The sequence below is a fragment of the Belliella alkalica genome (assembly GCF_022549785.1).
Taxonomy (GTDB): domain Bacteria; phylum Bacteroidota; class Bacteroidia; order Cytophagales; family Cyclobacteriaceae; genus Belliella; species Belliella alkalica.
The window spans coordinates 15,331-34,764 of sequence record NZ_JAKZGO010000015.1 but is presented as its reverse complement, the minus strand read 5'-3'; the positions used below and the strand labels follow the sequence as shown (position 1 = coordinate 34,764).

Here is a 19,434-nt window from a genome sequence, read left to right as displayed (position 1 = left end):
CTATTGATACCGAATCGGTTTCCTAGGTGGACCAAGAGAAATCCTATTGAAACCACTGACAAGCGTCACTGTGCCTCCTATCCCAATTGCACCGCCAGTGTACAGTAAAGTTTTGCCCAGTTGTGGTCTTGTACCCAATAATTGCCCCCCAAGAATCGTAACGGAGTACCCCACAGTGGCTATAAAAATTCCTGTCTTGAGCCTCTTTTGCGATTGATGTAGGTTTAGATTGATTTGATACAGATTTTCTTCTAGAGTAAGGACGTGATTCATTAGAGAGTCTAGGTTTACTTTTTCAGATGTCTGGGAAAACCCAAAATTGCAAATTGCAAACACAAAAACGCTAGCAAAAATAATTTTTTTCATATTACTGATTTATCCAATTTTTAAAATCATTTAACCTATCCCTTGCTACAATGATGTCAGTTTCTGGCTGAGTGTGCATCAAAAGCTTCATTCGGCCATTTTGAATCAATTTCATTTCCAAAAGATCATCCAAATTGATAATTACCGATCTACTTATTCTGAAAAAACTACAGGGATCAAGTAAGTTTTTTTCTAGATCATTCAATGTATTATCAATCACCGATTTTTTTCTTGTCTCTCTTTCAAAAACATAAGTCAAACCATCTTGAGAATAAAAATAAGCGATATCTTCAGCATTTACAAAGCGAATTTTATTTCCCGATTTTGTCAAAAACCTTTTTTTGAAAACTTTCTCCTGATACCCTTGGATAAGTTTATTGATAAATTCAGCATTGATTTGAGATAAATCTACACTTTCTTTTCTAAGATTTTTGACCTTCTCAAAAGCCTTCAAAAGTCTCTCTTCTTGAATAGGCTTGAGAATATAATCTACGCAATTGTGCTCAAATGATTGAATTGCGTATTGATCATACGCCGTTACGAATACAATCGGAAAGGTGATTTCCCTCCCTTTGAGTGCATTGAAACTTAAGCCATCGGCCAAATGTATGTCACAAAGTAGCAAATCAATCTCTACATCACTATCTAAGACTTCTTTTAACTCTTTGATGCTCTGAGCAGTTCCTACAATTTGGTTTTCAGCATTTTGTTCTGTTACAATATTTCTGATTCTATTCAGGGTCAGTGGTTCGTCTTCTACTATTACTATCTTCATGGATCAAAGGAAGGCTAATTTGAAAATAACTTTCTGTATCAATTATTTGGATCTCCTTATCTAGAAATGAATATCTATTGGAAATGTTTTGAAGTCCAATTCCAGAAGAGTATTCTACTACTTCTTTTTTCTGCTTTTTGTTATGAATTTTGATAGTTTCACAGTCATTGGAGATTGTAACAGAAAGTGGTTCTTTTTCTGTAAAATAATTATGTTTGACTACATTTTCTACCAAAAGCTGAAGAACAGAAGGAGGCAAAAGTAGATCATTACATGTATTATCAATCTTCAAATCAAAATTTAAAGATTTTTGAAATCTAATTCCCAACAATGTGATGTAATTATCTAAAAATGCCAACTCTTCACTCAAAGGCACAAGTTCCTTGTCTTTATTGGTGAGAATATGCCTGTAGATTTGAGATAATTTTTGAAGATATTCATCAGCAAGTTTTGGGTTTTCGTAGATCAAAGAGGATAAGGTACTGAGGTTATTGAAAAAAAAGTGAGGGTTCATTTGTGAATTGAGGGTAGTCAATTGCGCCTCAATATTCAAAGAATGAAGTTTCTCAGCTTCCACGGCTTTTTCTCTATATCTTTTGCTAAAATAAAATATTGCATTGACGCAATTCAAAAATAAGTTGATCCGGAAGGCAAAGCCACTTGTAAGCAAAAGGTTTTGAAAAGTGAACGAGAAAGGAGACCCCAATATTTCCCCCGTAATCAAAACGGAAATAGAACTAATCATCCCTACACCAAGCAAACTTAGACCAAAATGTATTATCAACGGATTGATTTTAGAGTCAATACGATGTCTTTGTTTTTCAATTAGCGAATTGACAAACCAAACTGCATAACATAGGATAAAAATGATGAAAAATAGCTTATCCTGTGCCAATTCTGCCTGATATAATCTATCTCCATCTAGCACAAGGATATTCACAAAGGAATACAATGCCAAAAAACCTGGCAAAAGATATCTATAGCGGCTGTTAAACATTTAATTATTAGGGTTAATCCAAAGTAATTATCTAAGATTGAAAAATTTATGCTTAAAAAAAACAACAGAAGGTTCTAAAACCTTCTGTTGCATGAAATTTAAATTAATCTAAAGTTGGCAATAGTACTCCGTCAATAACATGAACCACTCCATTTTCAATGGCAACATCTGCTATTACTACATTGTAAACAGTACCTGCTGCATCTGTTACTGTCACATTGCTTCCTGTTCTAGTCACTGTAAGCTCTTCTCCTGCCAAAGTTGGAACTGTTTGCGGTCCTTCATCTAGGTCAAAAGAGAATGCAACTGCCGGCACTACATGGAACTGCAATACTTTGGTAACAGCTTCAGGGCCTAACAATTCAATCAACCCTGGCAAATCATCAACATCCAACTCTTCAAGCAAAGCTACAAATGCTTCATTTCTAGGCGCAAACACGGTGATAGCTTCAGCTTCCAATAATGCTCCACCAAGATTCGCCGCCGTGACTGCTTCTAGTAAAACAGAAAGACCGGCAGCTGTAGCTGCTTCAACTACATTTGGCAAATCCAATTCCGGCAATAAAACCCTATCGATTACATGCACCACGCCATTTTCAATAGCGACATTTGGAGTTACTACATTTGCTGTATTTCCAGCGGCATCTATGACAGTTACATTAGATCCAGATACATTGACTGTAAGCTGCTGTCCAGATACAGTTGTAAAGGTATTGGTTGCGGCCAAATCAGATGAAAAAGCTACGGCAGGAACTACATGAAATCCTAGGACTGTTTCCAAATTTCCTACGCCACCAATTTTGGTTACCAATTGACCTAAATCAGCAGCACCAAAAGCTGTTAGAGCAGCTGAAAATGCATCGTTGCTAGGAGCAAATACAGTGATCGCATCTAATCCAAGTAAAGTCCCCCCAAGGTCTTCTACTGCACCTACTGCAGCTAACAAAGTTGTCAAACCAGCAGAAGTAGCTGCATCTACCAAATTCGGAGCCGGCTCAGTTGGCAATTCGATTTCTGGCAACAATACTCTATCAATAACATGGACAACACCATTTGCTATTTCCACATCTGCGGTTACTACGTTGGCTGTCTCGCCAGCAGCATCAGTGATAGTAACAGAACCACCTGTTCTAGCAACTGTGAGTGTCTGTCCAGAAACAGTTGTGAAAGAGTTTGTTGGGTTCAAATCAGCTGCAAAGGCAACTGCTGGGACCACGTGAAAGCCCAACACTATTTCTAGGTTTGAAACACCACCTAATTTTGAAACAAGATCATTAAGATCAGTTGCTTCGAATGCTGTAAGCGCATTTGCAAATGCTTGGTTGCTTGGAGCAAAAACTGTGATAGCAGGCGCTCCTAAAAGGGTAGAACCTAAAGATGGAACTGCATCGACAGCAGCTAATAACGTGGTCAAGCCAGCTGCATTTGCAGCTTGTACTAAATCTGGTGCTGGTTGCGGAGCAGGCTCATCTTCTTGACATGATACAGCGAAAAGCACAAATGTGCCTAAAAGCAATAAATTAAATAATTTTTTCATAGTTGATATAGTTTATGTTCGGGATTAAAACCGCATCAACCAAAAAATGGATGTATAGACATGGATCAGCAGGGTATTGAAAAGGTTGATCTGTTGATTTTTTACCTTGAACGGTAAATTCCAAAAAAAATAGGTCACCATTGCATGGTAACCTATTGATTTATAGAATAAGCATTATAAAAACTACTCTACCACATGTATTTTCAACATATTTGTTTTTCCTTTTGCTTTTAGCGGCATGCTAGCAGTATTGATGATAACATCACCCTCTCTTACATGACCGTCTGCTTTCAATTGACTTTCTATGTCATTAAAAGTAGCATCAGTAGACACATTACTTTCGTAATGATAAGCTCTTACGCCCCACACTAAGCTCAACTGCGTGATTAAAGGAATATTCCTAGTAAAAACAAAAATATTCGCCGAAGGCCTATGTGATGAAATTCTAAATCCAGTAAATCCAGAGGAGGTAATACCAACTATCGCTTTAGCTTTGACATTTCTGGAAAGTCTAGCAGCCATCAGTATAAGGTTGTTGGAGAAAAAAGTTTTATCGTCTTCTGGAATTTTGTAAAGGTTGTGATAAATATCTGCGTTTTCTTCAATATAAGTGATTATGGAAGACATTGCTTTGACTGCAAAAACAGGGAAATTTCCCGATGCAGTTTCAGCAGAGAGCATCACAGCATCTGCACCATCCAATACAGCTGTAGCAACATCATTTGTCTCTGCTCTCGTAGGCCTAGGATTGACGATCATGCTTTCGAGCATTTGAGTCGCAATGATTACTGGCTTACAAGCCAATTTACATTTTTCCACCATTTTCTTTTGCCAAAGCGGCACCATCTGCATCGGAACCTCTACGCCAAGATCGCCCCTAGCTACCATTATAGCATCGGTTGCTGCGATAATTTCGTCTATGTTGTCTAATGCTTCGGGCTTTTCAATTTTCGCAACGATTTTACAAACCTTTCCTGCTGCTTCGATTCTTCTTCTAAGATCATAAATATCCTCAGCAGATCTCACAAAAGAAAGTGCAATCCAATCCACTTCATTGGCAAGACCAAATTCCAAATCTTCAAGATCTTTTTCGGTAAGAGAAGGAGCAGACACTTTTGTATTTGGTAGGTTGATTCCTTTTCTTGACTTTAAGAGCCCTCCATGAATGACGGTACAATTCACATTTTTTCCATCCGAACTATTTACCACCAATTCCAAGTTGCCATCATCGATCAAAATCCTATCTCCTGGGATGACATCATTTGGGAGGTTTTGGTAGACTGTACTTACCAATGCAGAAGTTCCTACAACAGGATCATTTGTGATGGTAATCGGATTTCCTGGGATTATTTCAACTCCGTTGTTTTCAACTTCACCAACTCTAATTTTGGGACCTTGAAGATCTTGGAGAATACCAATAGCAAGATTATTTTCCTTGTTTATTTTACGAATCATGCCAATGACATTTGCATGCCCTTCATGGTTTCCGTGTGAAAAATTCAATCTAAAGACATTTGCTCCAGCTCTGATTAGGTTCAATAAAGTCTCTTCGTTGTTAGAGGCAGGGCCAACTGTAGCCAAAATCTTTGTTTTATTAAAGAAAGGTACACTCATGGATAATTTTTGTTTTAATAGGTTAACAGGTTTTCTTTTGATTTTATTTTTGAGACTTCCAATTTCACTACATTTTGAATTAAAGTACTCTTGGAAAGTTGCTCAATATAAGCATTAATATTCAAATCGAAGGTAAGGTCTTGTATGAGCATAAAGTAATCCATGATTTTGAGTTCAGGAATTAGATAATGAACATTTCCATTATCGTTAAATGATCGATTTTTCAAAAGTTGAATAAATCCATGATCTATTTCAAGAATATATTGAGAAATTTTCAATTTGGAATCATCGAGAAATTGGAGCTCAAAATCGTTCGTTTTGACCAACCTAATTTTCAGACAATTGTTCACCGCCCAAGCCATTTTATAGTCTTTAATAGGGGCAACAAAGCCTAAAAGTTCAAATTCATACTGGTGCTCTACGAGTAATTTTGTTTTCTTCATTGAGGAAGAATTTTGAAAAACAAAGTTAAAAATAATCCTTCAACTTTACTGCAGTTAGAGAATATCTTAAATTTACTTAGGCGTTTTTTTTGGCTTTAAGGTTTTAAATATATTTCTTTGCGGAGTGTTTTAATATAAACTGATCACAAAATGTCTGAAATTGCACAAAAAGTAAAAGCCATTATCGTTGATAAGTTAGGCGTAGAAGAATCTGAAGTTACTCCTGAGGCTAGCTTCACCAACGATCTAGGTGCTGACTCTCTGGATACAGTAGAGCTCATCATGGAATTCGAAAAAGAATTCAACATTTCTATTCCAGATGATCAAGCCGAGCAAATCGGTACAGTAGGTCAAGCTATCAGCTACCTGGAAGCAAACGTAAAATAAGATAATCACTTAAAATTCATTTATGAATTTAAGAAGAGTTGTAGTAACAGGTTTAGGTGCCCTCACACCAATAGGTAATACCGTTCCAGAATTTTGGGATGGTCTTAGTAATGGTGTGAGCGGTGCTGCGCCTATTACTAGATTCGATGCTTCACTTTTCAAGACACAATTTGCCTGTGAGGTCAAAAACCTCAATGTGGAAGATTTTATCGACAGAAAAGAAGCTAGAAAAATGGATCCATTCACGCAATATGCAATGATTGCTGTAGAGGAAGCCATGAAAGATTCTGGATTAGATCTTGAAAAAACAAACCTGCATAGAGCAGGTGTTATTTGGGGTTCAGGTATTGGTGGACTCAAGACATTTCAAGACGAAGTAGTTGATTTCGCCAATGGTGATGGCACACCGAGATTTAACCCTTTTTTCATTCCGAAAATGATTGCTGACATCAGTGCAGGCTTCCTATCCATAAAATATGGATTCAAAGGCCCTAACTTTGTCACAGTATCTGCTTGCGCTTCGGGAACCAACGCTCTTATTGATGCATTCAATTACATCAGATTGGGCAAAGCCGATATATTTATATCTGGTGGTTCGGAAGCTGCAGTAACGGAAGCTGGAATTGGTGGTTTTAATGCCATGAAGGCTCTTTCTCAAAGGAACGATGACCCAAAAACAGCTTCAAGACCATTTGACAATGACAGAGATGGATTTGTACTTGGAGAAGGTGCGGGGGCTATTATCCTTGAAGAATACGAACACGCCAAAGCGCGTGGAGCCAAAATCTATGCTGAGTTGGTAGGTGGCGGAATGACAGCCGATGCTCATCACATTACAGCGCCTCATCCAGAAGGAGAAGGAGCTGCAAATGTTATGAAATTCGCTCTGGAAGATGCTGGCCTTACTCCTGAAGACATCGATTATGTCAATGTACATGGTACTTCTACCCCACTTGGAGATGTGAGTGAAGTAAAAGCTATCCAAAAAGTATTTGGAGAGCATGCTTACAAACTCAATATTAGCAGTACAAAGTCAATGACAGGTCACCTTCTAGGTGCTGCTGGAGCAATTGAAGCAATTGCATCCATCCTATCTGTCAAAAATGGTCTTGTCCCTCCAACAATCAATCACTTCACTGATGATGAAAACTTGGATAGCAAACTAAATTTGACATTCAACAAGGCTCAAAAAAGAGAAGTTCGAGCTGCTTTAAGTAATACTTTTGGATTTGGAGGACACAACTGTTCTATCATTTTCAAAAAAATCGATGAGTAACCTTGAGACTATCACGCTTACTCAGATTACAAGCACTTCTGTATAACAAAAATGAAAAAAGGCTTGCTGCCTCCATAAAACATATGGTGGGTAGTAAGCCTTTTAATTTATCGTTATACAAGCTAGCTATCAAACACGCTTCTGTAGCTGAAGATAGCATCAATGGGCTTAAAATTTCTAACGAAAGATTAGAATTCCTTGGTGACGCAGTACTAGGAACTATCGTCGCTGAATTTTTATTTATAAAATTCCCCTACAGAGATGAGGGTTTTCTTACTGAGACAAGGTCAAGAATAGTAAATAGAGAAGCCCTTAATCAGATTGCAGTAAAAATTGGACTCGCAAAATTGGTCAATGAAGAGATGAAGGGCAAAAATATAAATGCTCACAAATCTATTTACGGAGACACGCTAGAAGCATTGGTAGGTGCTATATATTTGGACAGAGGATATGCCTTTACAAAAAAATTTATTCTCAAAAGAATAATCATCCATTTTGATGTAGATGATATCATCAGTACTACTACTAATTTCAAAAGTAAATTGATAGAGTGGTCCCAAAAAGAATCTAAAGAAATTGATTTCAAATTGATATCAGTATCTGGAAATCAGAGGTTCAAAGAATTTTTGGTACAAATCAATATTAATGAAGAATCAATATCAGAAGGAAAAGGGGCCACAAAGAAAAAAGCTGAACAAGAAGCTTCAAAAAATGCTTGCGAAAAACTAAATATCCCTATTTAGAACACATCCTTTGGATTTAGTGTTTTAACATCTGATCTACACTTATGCCAATATTGAAAATCGCCTGCGCCACAGTTAACCAAACACCCTTAGATTGGGAAGGTAACTTTCAAAACATCTCCAATTCCATCAAAGTAGCTCAGAAAGACAATGCTGATCTTATTTGCTTTCCAGAACTAACCATCACAGGTTATGGCAGTGAGGATCTATTTTTGAGCTATTGGTATCCTCAGAAAGCTCTGAGTCAACTTCAAAAGCTAATTCCTATTTGCGAAAACATTACAGCTGTAATAGGCTTGCCCGTAAGAATTCAAGAAAAAGTTTACAATTGCGTAGCTATAATCGAAAATGCTGAACTCAAAGGTTTTGTAGCGAAGCAATTTATGGCTATCGATGGGGTACATTATGAATTTAGATGGTTTACTCCTTGGACTGCAAATGAAGTGATCACTTTTGATTTTTTTGGCAAAGAAGTTCCTTTGGGCGACTTGGTTTTTCAAAAAAAGGATGTAAGCTATGGATTCGAAATCTGTGAAGATGCTTGGAGAGGTGAGGCAAGACCTGGTTATAGACTGAAGGATCGAAAAGTAGATGTTATTTTCAATCCAAGTGCAAGCCATTTTGCAATGGGAAAAAGCATCCTTCGGGAAGAATTGGTTCGCGAATCATCTACCCTGCTTGACGCTACATATTTCTATGTCAATCTTCTAGGAAATGAAGCCGGAAGGATGATTTTTGATGGAGAAATATTAGTGGCTAAGGGTGGTAAACTACATCTAAAAAACAAACTTCTTTCATTTTCTGATTTTCAGGTATTGTATTTTCACTTTGATAAAAACCAAGAAAGCTATCCTGAAATAGAAAGTAATCATAACAAAAATGAAGAGTTTGCACAGGCAGCATCTTTGGGGCTTTTTGACTATATGAGAAAAAGTCGAAGCAGAGGTTTTGTCCTATCTCTTAGTGGTGGTGCAGATTCATCAAGTATAGCTATTTTGGTAGCTGAAATGGTCAAAAGAGGTATTGCTGAATTGGGTCTTTCTGGATTTACAAAAAAACTAGGGATTGTATTGATCCCAATGACAGACAGTCCTGTGAAAGAAATAGTCAATCAAATTTTCACAACGGCGTATCAAGCTTCTGACAATTCCTCATATGCCACTTTCAATAGTGCAAAAGCTTTAGCTGAAAGTATTGGCGCGAAATTTTATAATTGGGAAATTTCAGAAGAAGTAAAATCATACACAGCAAAGATTGAAAAAGCTATAGGTAGGAAGCTAACATGGGAGAAGGACGATATAACACTACAAAATATCCAAGCAAGGACACGATCTCCTATTATATGGATGCTTGCCAATATTGAAAATGCATTGCTGCTAACCACCTCCAATCGAAGTGAGGGGGATGTGGGTTATACAACAATGGATGGAGACACAAGTGGTAGTATCTCGCCGATAGCATCAGTTGATAAATACTTTATTCTTCAATGGCTCCGATGGGCAGAGACAGAGCTAGGACACCCAATGCTTAAAAAAGTCAATGCGTTACAACCCACAGCCGAGCTTAGACCTAATGAAAACCATCAGACAGACGAGCAAGATTTAATGCCATATTCTGTGATATTGGAAATAGAAAAATTAGCAATTCGAGACAAAAGGTCACCCTTGGACGTCTATTATATATTGAAAGATGAGATTGAGGTTGAGTCAAAGATTCTAAAAGAATATATAAAAAAATTCTTTAGACTCTGGTCTAGGAATCAGTGGAAGAGAGAGAGACTTGCTCCAGCATTCCACTTGGACGAATATAGTGTTGATCCAAAATCTTGGTATAGATTCCCTATTTTGTCAGGAGGATACGAAGAAGAACTCAAATCACTTGATGAGGTTTAAGTTTCAATTTAAGGATTCAAAACTATTTTGAGTTTAAAATTTTATGAAATTAATGTCGCATAATCATTGATAATCGACATATTTGACAAAGAATAAAAAATTAAAATGATACAAGGTATTTTAAATTATGTTGTCTGGAGTCCAGACCCAGCTGTTTTCTCTGGATTTGAAAGATTAAGATGGTACAGTTTATTTTTTGCACTTGGCTTTATCATTTCACAACAAATAATGGTCTATATCTTTAGAAAAGAAGGCCAAAATGAGCAATTGGTTGACAAACTAACCATTTATATGGTTTTGGCGACGATCATTGGCGCAAGATTAGGACACGTCTTTTTTTACGAGCCAGAAAAATACCTTAGCAATCCTATCGATATCCTGAAAATTTGGGAAGGTGGGCTTGCGAGTCATGGAGCAGCAATTGCTATCCTGATAGCATTATACATGTATTCCAAAAAAACACCAGGTCAATCTTACCTTTGGGTTGTAGATAGAATCGTAATTGTCGTGGCAATGACAGGTGCTTTGATTAGAGTTGGAAACTTAATGAATTCAGAGATCGGTGGAAAAGAAACTGGAACTGACAGCGGATTTGTATTTGCTAGAGATACTGAAGAGGCATTGGAAACATTGAGAGTACCGATTATGGAAGTGAATGCATACAAACCCGCAGATAGACAAAACGAACTGATCGGAAATGGAATAGTACCAGTCAATTTTGACATCAAAATTGAAAAAGGTAGTTATGAAGAATCTGATTTGAAAAATGCTTTGGAGACTGATGTAATGTATATTCTCAACAATTTCAGAAGCTCCCAGAAATATTTAGCCGAAGATCCAAATTCAGATTTAAATTTTGAATTGGTAGATAAAGGAAGCTATTACTTAGCTACAGTAAAGACATTTGGAAAGTCTAGGTATCCTACCCAAATCTACGAGGCACTTACATACCTTTTGATATTTATTGGCTTGTATCTCGTTTGGAACAAGTACAAAGAAAGATTGCCGGATGGGTTGTTTCTAGGATTATTTTTGATTTCAGTATTCGGATTCAGGTTTATTTGGGAATATTTCAAAGAGAATCAAGTAGAGTTTGAAGAAGGCTTAACTCTAAATATGGGGCAGGCGCTGAGTATTCCATTAGTTATCGGAGGAATAGTTTTGGTGTTGTTGGCTTCCAAAAAGGGATTGAAACCAGAAAAAGAAAAAATCTAGGGAACGGGGTCATGCCCGTGACCTCCCCAAGGATGGCAACTTGCTATTCTTTTGATTCCTAGCCACCCACCTTTGAGTACACCATGCTTCATGATGGCTTCTTTCATATAGGTGCTGCAAGTTGGAGTGTATCTACAAGTAGCGGGAAAAAGTGGAGAAATCAGGTATTGATAAATCAACACTGGAAATATTGCGATTTTTCTTATGATTGTTTTCACCTTATTTATTTGAATTTAGATTCAAACATAAAGATTATATCAAATAATTCCTTTTGTTTGATTCTAAACCAAGATAAACATTCATGAAAATAATAAAGCTGAAAAATCAATACGAAAACATTGAATCTTGGCCCTAATAGAATATCTATAAAATCTAAATTTTTAACAATTTTATTAAAAATTTGAATTTAACTATAGAAATAGCGTTTAATGCAAATGAAAACATCTATAATTGCCGGGTTATTATAATTAAGGGTTAAATTGAAAAAGCAATATCATTATTTCAGCATCATATTTCTCTTCATGATGATTCTGGTATTGCCTACATACAGCAATGCACAAATCATCGATTCACTGAGTGTTCAAAATATAAATTTGGATGTTCCAGAGAAGGCTGTTATCAATAATATTTTTGTGATTGGAAATGAAAAAACCAGAAAAAACATCATCCTCCGTGAATTGAACATAGAAACCGGAATCACCTATGATTGGGATGATTTGTTGGCTATCCTATCCGCTGATCAGAAAAAGATCTTTAACCTGCAACTATTCAACACTGTTGAAATCACACCACTTATCACTGGGGAGGAACAAATTGAAATTTTAATCTCAGTCAATGAAAGACGGTACTTTATACCCTCTATCATTTTTGAATTGGCAGACAGGAACTTTTCAGAATGGTGGACAAACCAAAACAGAAGTTTCAAGAGAGTTAACTACGGAGCGAGGTTCTATCATAACAATGTGGGTGGCAGAAATGAAAAACTGCGTGTAAGTACACAATTTGGGTTTACGCAAGCCTACGATTTATTATACAGTTTTCCATATATTGATAGAAATCAAAAACATGGTCTTACAACACAATTTGCTTATGTCACCAACAAGACAATTGCAGTAAGATCTGCAGAAAATAAACAAGAATTTTTTACAAACGAAGAAGAGGACGTTTTAAGAAGATTTTTTAATTCAAGGCTACGCTATACATATAGGGGGAGTTTCTACAATTTCCACAATGTCAATTTGGCATATACCAACATAAGGATCAATGAAGATGTACTTGATCAAAATCCAAATTACTTCCTTCATGACGATACCAAATTGAGTTATTTTTCTATAGGATATGACTTTAGACATGATAGAAGAAATTACAACTCCTACCCTACGAATGGTGCGCTGTTGAATTTTGGAGTCACAAAATATGGATTATTCAATTCTGATGATTTCAAAGATTGGGAATTTACAGCTATCGCAAATCGCTATCTACAATTCAACGATAGATTTCACTTCGCAACTGGACTTACTTTAAACGCATTTTTAGGCAAAAGACAACCATTTACATCCGTAAGAGGAATAGGTTACAACCCAAATTTTGTAAGAGGATATGAACTCAATGTAATTGATGGACAACAATCAATCGTTCATAAAAATAGTTTGCGCTTCAAATTCTTAGACATTGAATATGATATCTCCAACATTAGTCCATTAGACGGATTCTCTACGTTTCCATTAAGACTATATTTAAGCGCAAACTTTGACCAAGGTTATGTGAATGACCGAAACGATATTCCCGAAAATCGGCGATTGACAAATTCGCATTTAATTGGATATGGTCCAGGCATTGACTTGGTAATATTCTATGACATTGTCTTTAGATTTGAATATTCAATGAACAACTATAATGAGGGGAATTTTTTCTTCAACTTCAAGGCTCCATTTTAGCAAAAAAACAATTTGATTTCGGCACAATCGTGATTTAAACGTTTATGTCCGTTTAATTACTTTTCTTTTTTTTGAATAAAACTTAAATTAAAAGAATGTTTTTAGTTTAATTTTTTATCAAATGGTTAAAGTCCTATTATCGATTATTTTAGTGTGCTTTTCTTCATTGAGAATAAATGCTCAGAGTGGAATAGAAACACTTCCTAAAGGGGCTCGAAGCATGAGTATGGGAAATGCAAATCTCACCATTGCAGACTCATGGTCTCTATTTAATAATATCGGAGCTTTGGGAAGACTGGAATCCTCCTCTGCTATGGTAGGATACGATCATCGATTCAATCTCAACGAACTCACAACTATTGCCGCAGGAGTTGCGCTCCATACAGAGAAATTTCGATATGGAATCAGCGCCTCAAGCTTTGGCGGAGAACATTTCAATCAAAACACCCTCGGAATCGGAATTGCAAATCAGCTGGGAATTGCAAGTTTAGGTCTAAAAATAAACTATTTTCAAACCAATATTGATGGATTTGGTAGGACTGGAAGTCCCGTCATCGAATTTGGTGGAATGGCAGAGCTCAGTCCAAATCTATTTTTTGGTGCACATATTTACAACCTCAGCAATTCCAAATTAAGTAAAAATTCATTTGATAGAATACCTACCGTAGTTAGGTCAGGAATATCCTATAGACCTTCGGAAAAACTTATGGTGAACATTGAGGCTGAAAAAGACATTCTGCTTGACCCATTGATCAAACTAGGCCTAGAGTACAATCTGATGGATAGGCTATGGATGAGAAGTGGCTTCAATACCAACCCAAGCAACCTTTTCTTTGGGATTGGATTTCGACCAAGAAACTTCGTCATCGATTATGCAATGACCCAAAATCAATATTTGGGAAATACTCACCATTTTTCATTCGGATACTTATTTCAGAAAAAGTGAAAAAATGGTGGCTGACATATCTGATTCTCTTTCATTTATCCGTATTAAATGCACAAACATACAGGAAAGATGAAATCAACATCGAGAAGTTGATCGAGGAGCTTTTTGCAATGCAACAAGATGATGAAGATTACGAAAACATGTATGAAGGGCTCCTTCAGCTATTTCTCAATCCCATTCACCTCAACAAAACCAACCCTGAGGAATTAAAGTCCATCTACATTTTAAACCCTTACCAAATTCAGTCATTTTTTGAATATAGAAAAGCATTCGGTGAGTTGATATCAATATATGAACTGCAAGCCATTCCTGGATTTGATCTTCAAACCATCTACAAAATCATTCCATTTGTCACATTGGAAGATAGGTCAGAATCAAGCAATCGTCCACTTTGGGAAAGGATTACCAAAGAAAGAGATGCCCATTTTATTTTTAGGCAAAATAGGGTTTTGGAGACTAGAAGGGGATTTACTCCACCAGATACTTTAAGCAATGGCCGGTTGACTAGTCGGTATTTGGGAGATCCGAATAATCTTTATGCTCGATTTAGGATTCAGCACAGCAAGGATTTCAGCCTAGGGTTTACAATAGACAAAGACCCAGGAGAAGAGTTTGTCTGGGATCCAAGCACAAAAAGATATGGCTTCAATTTTTTGTCATATCATTTCACACTTTATAACCAGAAAAAATGGAAAACATTTACGATTGGAGATTTTCAAGCCCAATTTGGTCAAGGATTGGTATATGGGGCAGGTTTCTCGGTTGGTAAAGGTGCAGAAACTATCACAACAGTCCGAAGAAGCAGCATAGGCCTTAGGCCATATACTGGAGCTATGGAATTTGGTTTTTTCAGAGGTGTCGGAGCGACATACAAGCATAAAAACATTGAAACCACCTTGATCGCTTCCCTAGCTCCCCGCGATGGAAACGTCCAAGCAATCCTAGACACCTTAGAGCAAGATGATCTAGTCATCACCTCACTTCAGCTCTCAGGACTTCACCGAACCACTACCGAAATCGCCTACAAAGACCAAGTGAGAGAGCAAAACCTCGGAGGAAACATTCAATACACTCATCAAAACAAAAAACTACAGCTTGGAATAAATACTTTATTCACAAAATACAGTCAAAACTTTCAGAGAAATCCACAGATTTACAATCAATTTGAGTTCTCAGGGCAGGAGAATTATATCCAAAGCCTTTATTTTTCATACAATTTTCAGAACTATTATCTATTTGGAGAATCTGCCAGATCAAAAAGTGGTGGCTTTGGCTCCGTGCTCGGTCTGATGAGTAGTTTGGGGAAAAACATAGATTTCTCAATGCTTTGGAGAAAATTCGATCGGAACTTTCACACATTTTATGGAAATGCGTTCTCTGAAAATACCAGGCCAATCAATGAAAGAGGGATCTATTTGGGCTTAAATTTTCGTCCTAACATCAGATACAATTGGTCCATTTATTATGATCAGTTCAAGTTCCCTTGGATAAAATTCAGAACATACGCACCTTCCCAAGGTCATGAATGGCTGACAAGATTTACCTACAGACCATCAAAAGCCACCTTGCTTTTTTTTCAATTCAGAGAAGAATCCAAAGCAAGAAACGTCAGTGAAACAAGACCTTACCAGTCAACATACCAACTTAGCCAAGGAAAAAAGTGGAACTATGTGATCAACTTGGATTATAAGGTAAATGAAAATTGGAGTATAAAATCTAGGGTGATGGGAAGCAGGTTTGATTTTGACAACAAAATCACAAAAGGCTTTGCTATCAGTCAAGACCTGAATGCAGATTATCATAAATGGAGAATTTCTACCCGATTTGTCCTTTTCCAAACAGACAATTATGACAATCGGCAATATATCTACGAGCGGAATGTTCTTTGGGCGTTTTCAATACCTGCTCTTCAAGGACAGGGAATGCGCTACTACACCCTTGCGCAATATCGGGTGAGTCAAAAATTGACCATCTGGGCGAGATTTTCCAGAACAATCTATTCAGACAGGGAAAGAATAGGCTCTGGACTACAAACAATTGAGGGAAATAGGCAAACAGAGGCTATTTTTCAACTCAGATATCAATTTAACAGATAATTTCCATAATCGGTAAGTGAAGCATTTCTTCATTTTGTATCTTAACCTTTGAAAAATTGAAGTTTATGAAAAAAATCTATTTACTGATTCCCACATTGTTTTTCCTCCTCTTCAGCAGTTTTGCCCAGCAACTGGATCTTTCCAAACTGGATAAGAAAGAAGGTTTCTTTAATTTCTATTTGGACGATGACAAAGGGAAAATCTATTTGGAAATAGAAAAACTGGATCAAGAGTTTTTATATGTCAATTCTCTCCCTGCTGGAGTTGGCTCCAATGACATTGGGCTAGATCGTGGACAATTGGGCAGGACGAGAGTTGTAGAATTTAGAAAAGCTGGTAACAAGCTTCTATTAGTGCATATAAATTATGACTTTAGGGCATTCAGTCACAATCCAGATGAAGTAAAATCTGTCAAAGATGCTTTTGCAGAATCTGTCCTTTGGGGTTTTGAAATCAACAAAAAAGATGGTGAAAAATACATCGTAGATGCTACCAATTTCTACTTACAGGATGCACATCAAGTTGCAGAAAAACTTGGGTCAGCTAGACAGGGAACATATAGACTAGACAATTCCAGAAGTGCCATTCATGAACCAATGACAAAGAATTTCCCGCAAAATACAGAAGTGGAAGCTATCATTACAGTCACAGGAACACCAGCTGGAGGATATATTAGATCGGTAACCCCTTCTCCAGAAGCAGTCACCGTGAGGCAAAGACATTCATTCATCGAGCTTCCTGACGACCAATATAAACCAAGGGAATTTGATACAAGAGCGGGCTATTTCCACATCAACTACTTGGATTTCACCTCTGCTATAGGAGAACCAATGGAGAAAAAGTTTATTTCCCGTCACAGATTGGAAAAGAAAGATCCTTCTGCAGCACTTTCTGAGGCTGTGGAACCAATAGTCTATTATTTGGATAGAGGAACACCAGAACCTGTGCGAAGTGCTTTGATAGAAGGCGGAAATTGGTGGAATGAAGCCTTTGAGGCTGCTGGGTTCAAAGATGCCTTCAGGGTGGAATTGATGCCTGAAGGTGCCGACCCGATGGATGTTCGATACAATGTCATACAGTGGGTTCATCGATCCACCAGAGGCTGGTCTTATGGCTCGTCAGTGAGAGATCCGAGAACTGGAGAAATCCTCAAAGGACATGTCAGTTTGGGATCTTTGAGAGTTCGTCAGGATTATTTGATTGCTCAGGGACTTTTGCAGCCATTTGAGGATGGAAAACCAAAAGATCCAAAAATGTTGGAAATGGCATTGGCTAGATTGAGGCAGCTCTCTGCCCATGAAATCGGCCACACCATCGGATTGGCTCACAGCTATGCCTCCTCTCCTACCAACAGAGCTTCTGTGATGGATTACCCATACCCATACATCACCATGGATGATGATGGAAATCTGGACTTTTCCAAAGCTTATGATGACAAGATCGGGGATTGGGACAAATGGGCTATCCGATACGGCTACGACATCACCCCTGCAGATCAAGATGAAAAAGCCTATTTGAACAAATTGCTTGAAGATACTTATGCTGCTGGACATACTTTTATTTCCGATTCGGATTCTAGAAATGCAAGTGGTAGCCACCCACAAGCACACCTATGGGACAATGGCACATCTGCTACCGAAGAGCTTGAAAGAATGATGAAGATCAGGAAAGCAAAACTCAGAACATTTGGACTGAATACTATCGAAGAAAACACACCTGAAGCATTGACGGAAGAAGTCTTGGCTCCATTGTACTTGATGCATCGATACCAGGTAGAAGCAACTTCAAAGCTTATTGGAGGAATGGATTACACCTACAAAGTCAAAGGAGATAATCAAAGGAAACAAAGCAGGCTAGATGCCAAATCCCAAAAAGAGGCTCTTGGGGCACTTATCAATGTAATCAGTCCAGAAAATCTGGCATTACCGGATCACATCATCAATCTGATCCCTCCAAGACCAATGGGATACGGAAGAAATCGGGAAACCTTCCCATCTAGAACAGGTCCAAACTTTGACCCTATAGCTCCTGCGGAAAATGTGGTTGATATGACATTTGGGTTTCTTTTTGATGCCGCTCGGTCAAATAGAATTCTACAACAAAGTGCTTTTGATAGTACATTGCCAAGTTTAGCTGATTGTTTTGAATCAATCAGATCGAAGGTTTTTGGAAAGGAAGAGAGTAATGCATACCACCTTCAATTGAAACTGATGACCCAAAATAAGCTAATCGACCATTTGGTAAATCTCGCACAAGATTCAAGAGCAAATTCTTTGGTTAAAGCTGAAGCGAGGGCATTTCTCAAGGAGATCAACAGAAATGAATTGAGCTTATATAGTAGTAAAGACACTAAAAAAGGTAGTGATATTGACAACAATCATAAAATGTATTTAGCTGATAAAATCAATAAATTCTTAAACCTTCCAGAAATTATTAGTGCTCCAGTTGCAATCAGTACACCCGACGGAGCTCCGATTGGCTCTGACGATATGAATTGCGATTTCGAATATTGATTAAAAACTTCGAATAGCTCTCACCCAATACAAATTTGCCTTGTCTTGAGGAAATGAAAGTCCATTTCCAAAATCAAGAATAAATGCCTGTAAAGTAGGTTCATATTGAGAAGATGACCAATATGGTTCGTAAACTCCATTTCGCATATTCCCAATATGGCCTCTATTTTGAAACATAATCTCCAATTCATCTTTGCTTGGCAAGTACCAGTCTTCAAATCCACCAACACTTAACTCAGAACACAACCTAGCTGCATTGAACCCATCACAATATTCAAGAATTACATTCGTGTTATTTTTGCCCACACCAAAATGCGTAAAGTTTGCACCGGGAGCAACTCTATTTATGCATCCCCAAGGAGCTAAAACCGAAAAATCTTCTGGTGCCGCAATCAATCCATGCTTACCTGATTTGTCTAAATAGAAAACTTTCCCACCTTGGTATTCCATACCCAACTGAATAAAATCATTTCCCTCTTCACATGAGAAACAAAGAGCAATCATTATAATTGTTACGTATTTGACTATTGAATTCATGCCCCTAAATTAAAAACAACAAACTTTAAATTCATTAATTAATAGTTAATTATAGGTGTTTTTTACACATTTTTTTTATTTTTCCTAAAAATAAATTTCAGCATCTACTTTTAGCTTTTATTATTTCACGTGCGAAGCCACTATTTTGTAATTACTGACA

17 protein-coding genes are annotated in these 19,434 nt (G+C 37.3%); 9 read left to right on the top strand and 8 right to left on the bottom strand.

Annotation, left to right across the window (positions count from 1 at the left end):
• The 6 genes from MM213_RS15750 to MM213_RS15725 all read right to left on the bottom strand — a co-directional run bounded on the left by MM213_RS15750 (position 1) and on the right by MM213_RS15725 (position 5,732).
• Positions 1-366 carry a hypothetical protein gene (locus MM213_RS15750; protein WP_241413781.1) on the bottom strand — a complete coding sequence of 122 codons (366 nt, stop codon included), beginning with the start codon at positions 364-366 and terminating at the stop codon, positions 1-3.
• A 1-nt stretch (position 367) separates the two neighbouring features.
• Positions 368-1,141, bottom strand: a complete 774-nt coding sequence (locus tag MM213_RS15745; RefSeq protein ID WP_241413779.1) for a LytR/AlgR family response regulator transcription factor — start codon at positions 1,139-1,141, stop codon at positions 368-370.
• The gene (locus tag MM213_RS15740; protein ID WP_241413778.1) at positions 1,098-2,138 is read right to left on the bottom strand and encodes a sensor histidine kinase; all 1,041 of its coding nucleotides are present in this window, start codon (positions 2,136-2,138) and stop codon (positions 1,098-1,100) included. The genes MM213_RS15745 and MM213_RS15740 overlap by 44 nt, the downstream gene beginning before the upstream one ends.
• A 103-nt stretch (positions 2,139-2,241) precedes the next feature.
• The gene (locus MM213_RS15735; protein ID WP_241413776.1) at positions 2,242-3,675 is read right to left on the bottom strand and encodes a fasciclin domain-containing protein; all 1,434 of its coding nucleotides are present in this window, start codon (positions 3,673-3,675) and stop codon (positions 2,242-2,244) included.
• Positions 3,676-3,858: 183 nt separating this feature from the next.
• Positions 3,859-5,289, bottom strand: coding sequence for a pyruvate kinase (gene pyk, locus MM213_RS15730; protein WP_241413774.1), 1,431 nt, complete (start codon positions 5,287-5,289; stop codon positions 3,859-3,861).
• Between the two features lie 14 nt (positions 5,290-5,303).
• Complete coding sequence (locus MM213_RS15725) at positions 5,304-5,732, bottom strand: IPExxxVDY family protein (RefSeq protein WP_241413772.1); 429 nt, start codon at positions 5,730-5,732, stop codon at positions 5,304-5,306.
• 150 nt (positions 5,733-5,882) lie between these two features.
• Between MM213_RS15725 and MM213_RS15720 the strand changes: the two genes are divergently transcribed.
• The 5 genes from MM213_RS15720 to MM213_RS15700 all read left to right on the top strand — a co-directional run bounded on the left by MM213_RS15720 (position 5,883) and on the right by MM213_RS15700 (position 11,245).
• Positions 5,883-6,119 (top strand): acyl carrier protein, encoded by a 237-nt coding sequence (locus MM213_RS15720; RefSeq protein WP_008629501.1) that lies wholly within the window; start codon positions 5,883-5,885, stop codon positions 6,117-6,119.
• 22 nt (positions 6,120-6,141) lie between these two features.
• Positions 6,142-7,395 carry a beta-ketoacyl-ACP synthase II gene (fabF, locus tag MM213_RS15715; protein ID WP_241413770.1) on the top strand — a complete coding sequence of 418 codons (1,254 nt, stop codon included), beginning with the start codon at positions 6,142-6,144 and terminating at the stop codon, positions 7,393-7,395.
• A gap of 2 nt (positions 7,396-7,397) precedes the next feature.
• A complete protein-coding gene (rnc, locus tag MM213_RS15710) occupies positions 7,398-8,138 on the top strand; it encodes a ribonuclease III (protein WP_241413769.1) in 741 nt (246 codons plus the stop codon).
• Between the two features lie 44 nt (positions 8,139-8,182).
• The gene (gene nadE, locus MM213_RS15705) at positions 8,183-10,030 is read left to right on the top strand and encodes an NAD(+) synthase (protein ID WP_241413767.1); all 1,848 of its coding nucleotides are present in this window, start codon (positions 8,183-8,185) and stop codon (positions 10,028-10,030) included.
• A 105-nt stretch (positions 10,031-10,135) separates the two neighbouring features.
• Positions 10,136-11,245: a prolipoprotein diacylglyceryl transferase gene (locus MM213_RS15700; protein WP_241413765.1), complete on the top strand. Its 1,110-nt coding sequence runs from the start codon at positions 10,136-10,138 to the stop codon at positions 11,243-11,245.
• On the opposite strand, the gene yidD is transcribed toward MM213_RS15700, so the two are convergent.
• On the bottom strand, positions 11,242-11,463 hold the full coding sequence (gene yidD / locus MM213_RS15695; RefSeq protein WP_241413763.1) for a membrane protein insertion efficiency factor YidD: 222 nt from the start codon (positions 11,461-11,463) through the stop codon (positions 11,242-11,244). The two genes, MM213_RS15700 and yidD, sit on opposite strands and share 4 nt — an antisense overlap.
• A 261-nt stretch (positions 11,464-11,724) precedes the next feature.
• On the opposite strand from yidD, the gene MM213_RS15690 reads away from it, so the two are divergent.
• The 4 genes from MM213_RS15690 to MM213_RS15675 all read left to right on the top strand — a co-directional run bounded on the left by MM213_RS15690 (position 11,725) and on the right by MM213_RS15675 (position 18,737).
• Positions 11,725-13,182, top strand: a complete 1,458-nt coding sequence (locus tag MM213_RS15690) for a BamA/TamA family outer membrane protein (RefSeq protein WP_241413762.1) — start codon at positions 11,725-11,727, stop codon at positions 13,180-13,182.
• Between the two features lie 121 nt (positions 13,183-13,303).
• The gene (locus MM213_RS15685; protein WP_241413760.1) at positions 13,304-14,128 is read left to right on the top strand and encodes a PorV/PorQ family protein; all 825 of its coding nucleotides are present in this window, start codon (positions 13,304-13,306) and stop codon (positions 14,126-14,128) included.
• A complete protein-coding gene (locus tag MM213_RS15680) occupies positions 14,125-16,224 on the top strand; it encodes a ComEA family DNA-binding protein (protein ID WP_369413943.1) in 2,100 nt (699 codons plus the stop codon). Before MM213_RS15685 ends, MM213_RS15680 begins: the two co-directional genes overlap by 4 nt.
• Positions 16,225-16,289: 65 nt before the next feature.
• On the top strand, positions 16,290-18,737 hold the full coding sequence (locus MM213_RS15675; RefSeq protein WP_241413759.1) for a zinc-dependent metalloprotease: 2,448 nt from the start codon (positions 16,290-16,292) through the stop codon (positions 18,735-18,737).
• Here MM213_RS15675 and MM213_RS15670 read toward each other — a convergent pair whose 3' ends face one another.
• On the bottom strand, positions 18,738-19,274 hold the full coding sequence (locus MM213_RS15670; protein ID WP_241413757.1) for an Lcl C-terminal domain-containing protein: 537 nt from the start codon (positions 19,272-19,274) through the stop codon (positions 18,738-18,740).
• Positions 19,275-19,434 lie beyond the last annotated feature (160 nt).

Coding starts and splice junctions, on each gene's coding strand:
- MM213_RS15750 (WP_241413781.1), bottom strand. CDS start 366: ATGAAAAAAATTATTTTTGCTAGCGTTTTTGTGTTTGCAATTTGCAAT.
- MM213_RS15745 (WP_241413779.1), bottom strand. CDS start 1,141: ATGAAGATAGTAATAGTAGAAGACGAACCACTGACCCTGAATAGAATC.
- MM213_RS15740 (WP_241413778.1), bottom strand. CDS start 2,138: ATGTTTAACAGCCGCTATAGATATCTTTTGCCAGGTTTTTTGGCATTG.
- MM213_RS15735 (WP_241413776.1), bottom strand. CDS start 3,675: ATGAAAAAATTATTTAATTTATTGCTTTTAGGCACATTTGTGCTTTTC.
- pyk (WP_241413774.1), bottom strand. CDS start 5,289: ATGAGTGTACCTTTCTTTAATAAAACAAAGATTTTGGCTACAGTTGGC.
- MM213_RS15725 (WP_241413772.1), bottom strand. CDS start 5,732: ATGAAGAAAACAAAATTACTCGTAGAGCACCAGTATGAATTTGAACTT.
- MM213_RS15720 (WP_008629501.1), top strand. CDS start 5,883: ATGTCTGAAATTGCACAAAAAGTAAAAGCCATTATCGTTGATAAGTTA.
- fabF (WP_241413770.1), top strand. CDS start 6,142: ATGAATTTAAGAAGAGTTGTAGTAACAGGTTTAGGTGCCCTCACACCA.
- nadE (WP_241413767.1), top strand. CDS start 8,183: ATGCCAATATTGAAAATCGCCTGCGCCACAGTTAACCAAACACCCTTA.
- MM213_RS15700 (WP_241413765.1), top strand. CDS start 10,136: ATGATACAAGGTATTTTAAATTATGTTGTCTGGAGTCCAGACCCAGCT.
- MM213_RS15685 (WP_241413760.1), top strand. CDS start 13,304: ATGGTTAAAGTCCTATTATCGATTATTTTAGTGTGCTTTTCTTCATTG.
- MM213_RS15675 (WP_241413759.1), top strand. CDS start 16,290: ATGAAAAAAATCTATTTACTGATTCCCACATTGTTTTTCCTCCTCTTC.
- MM213_RS15670 (WP_241413757.1), bottom strand. CDS start 19,274: ATGAATTCAATAGTCAAATACGTAACAATTATAATGATTGCTCTTTGT.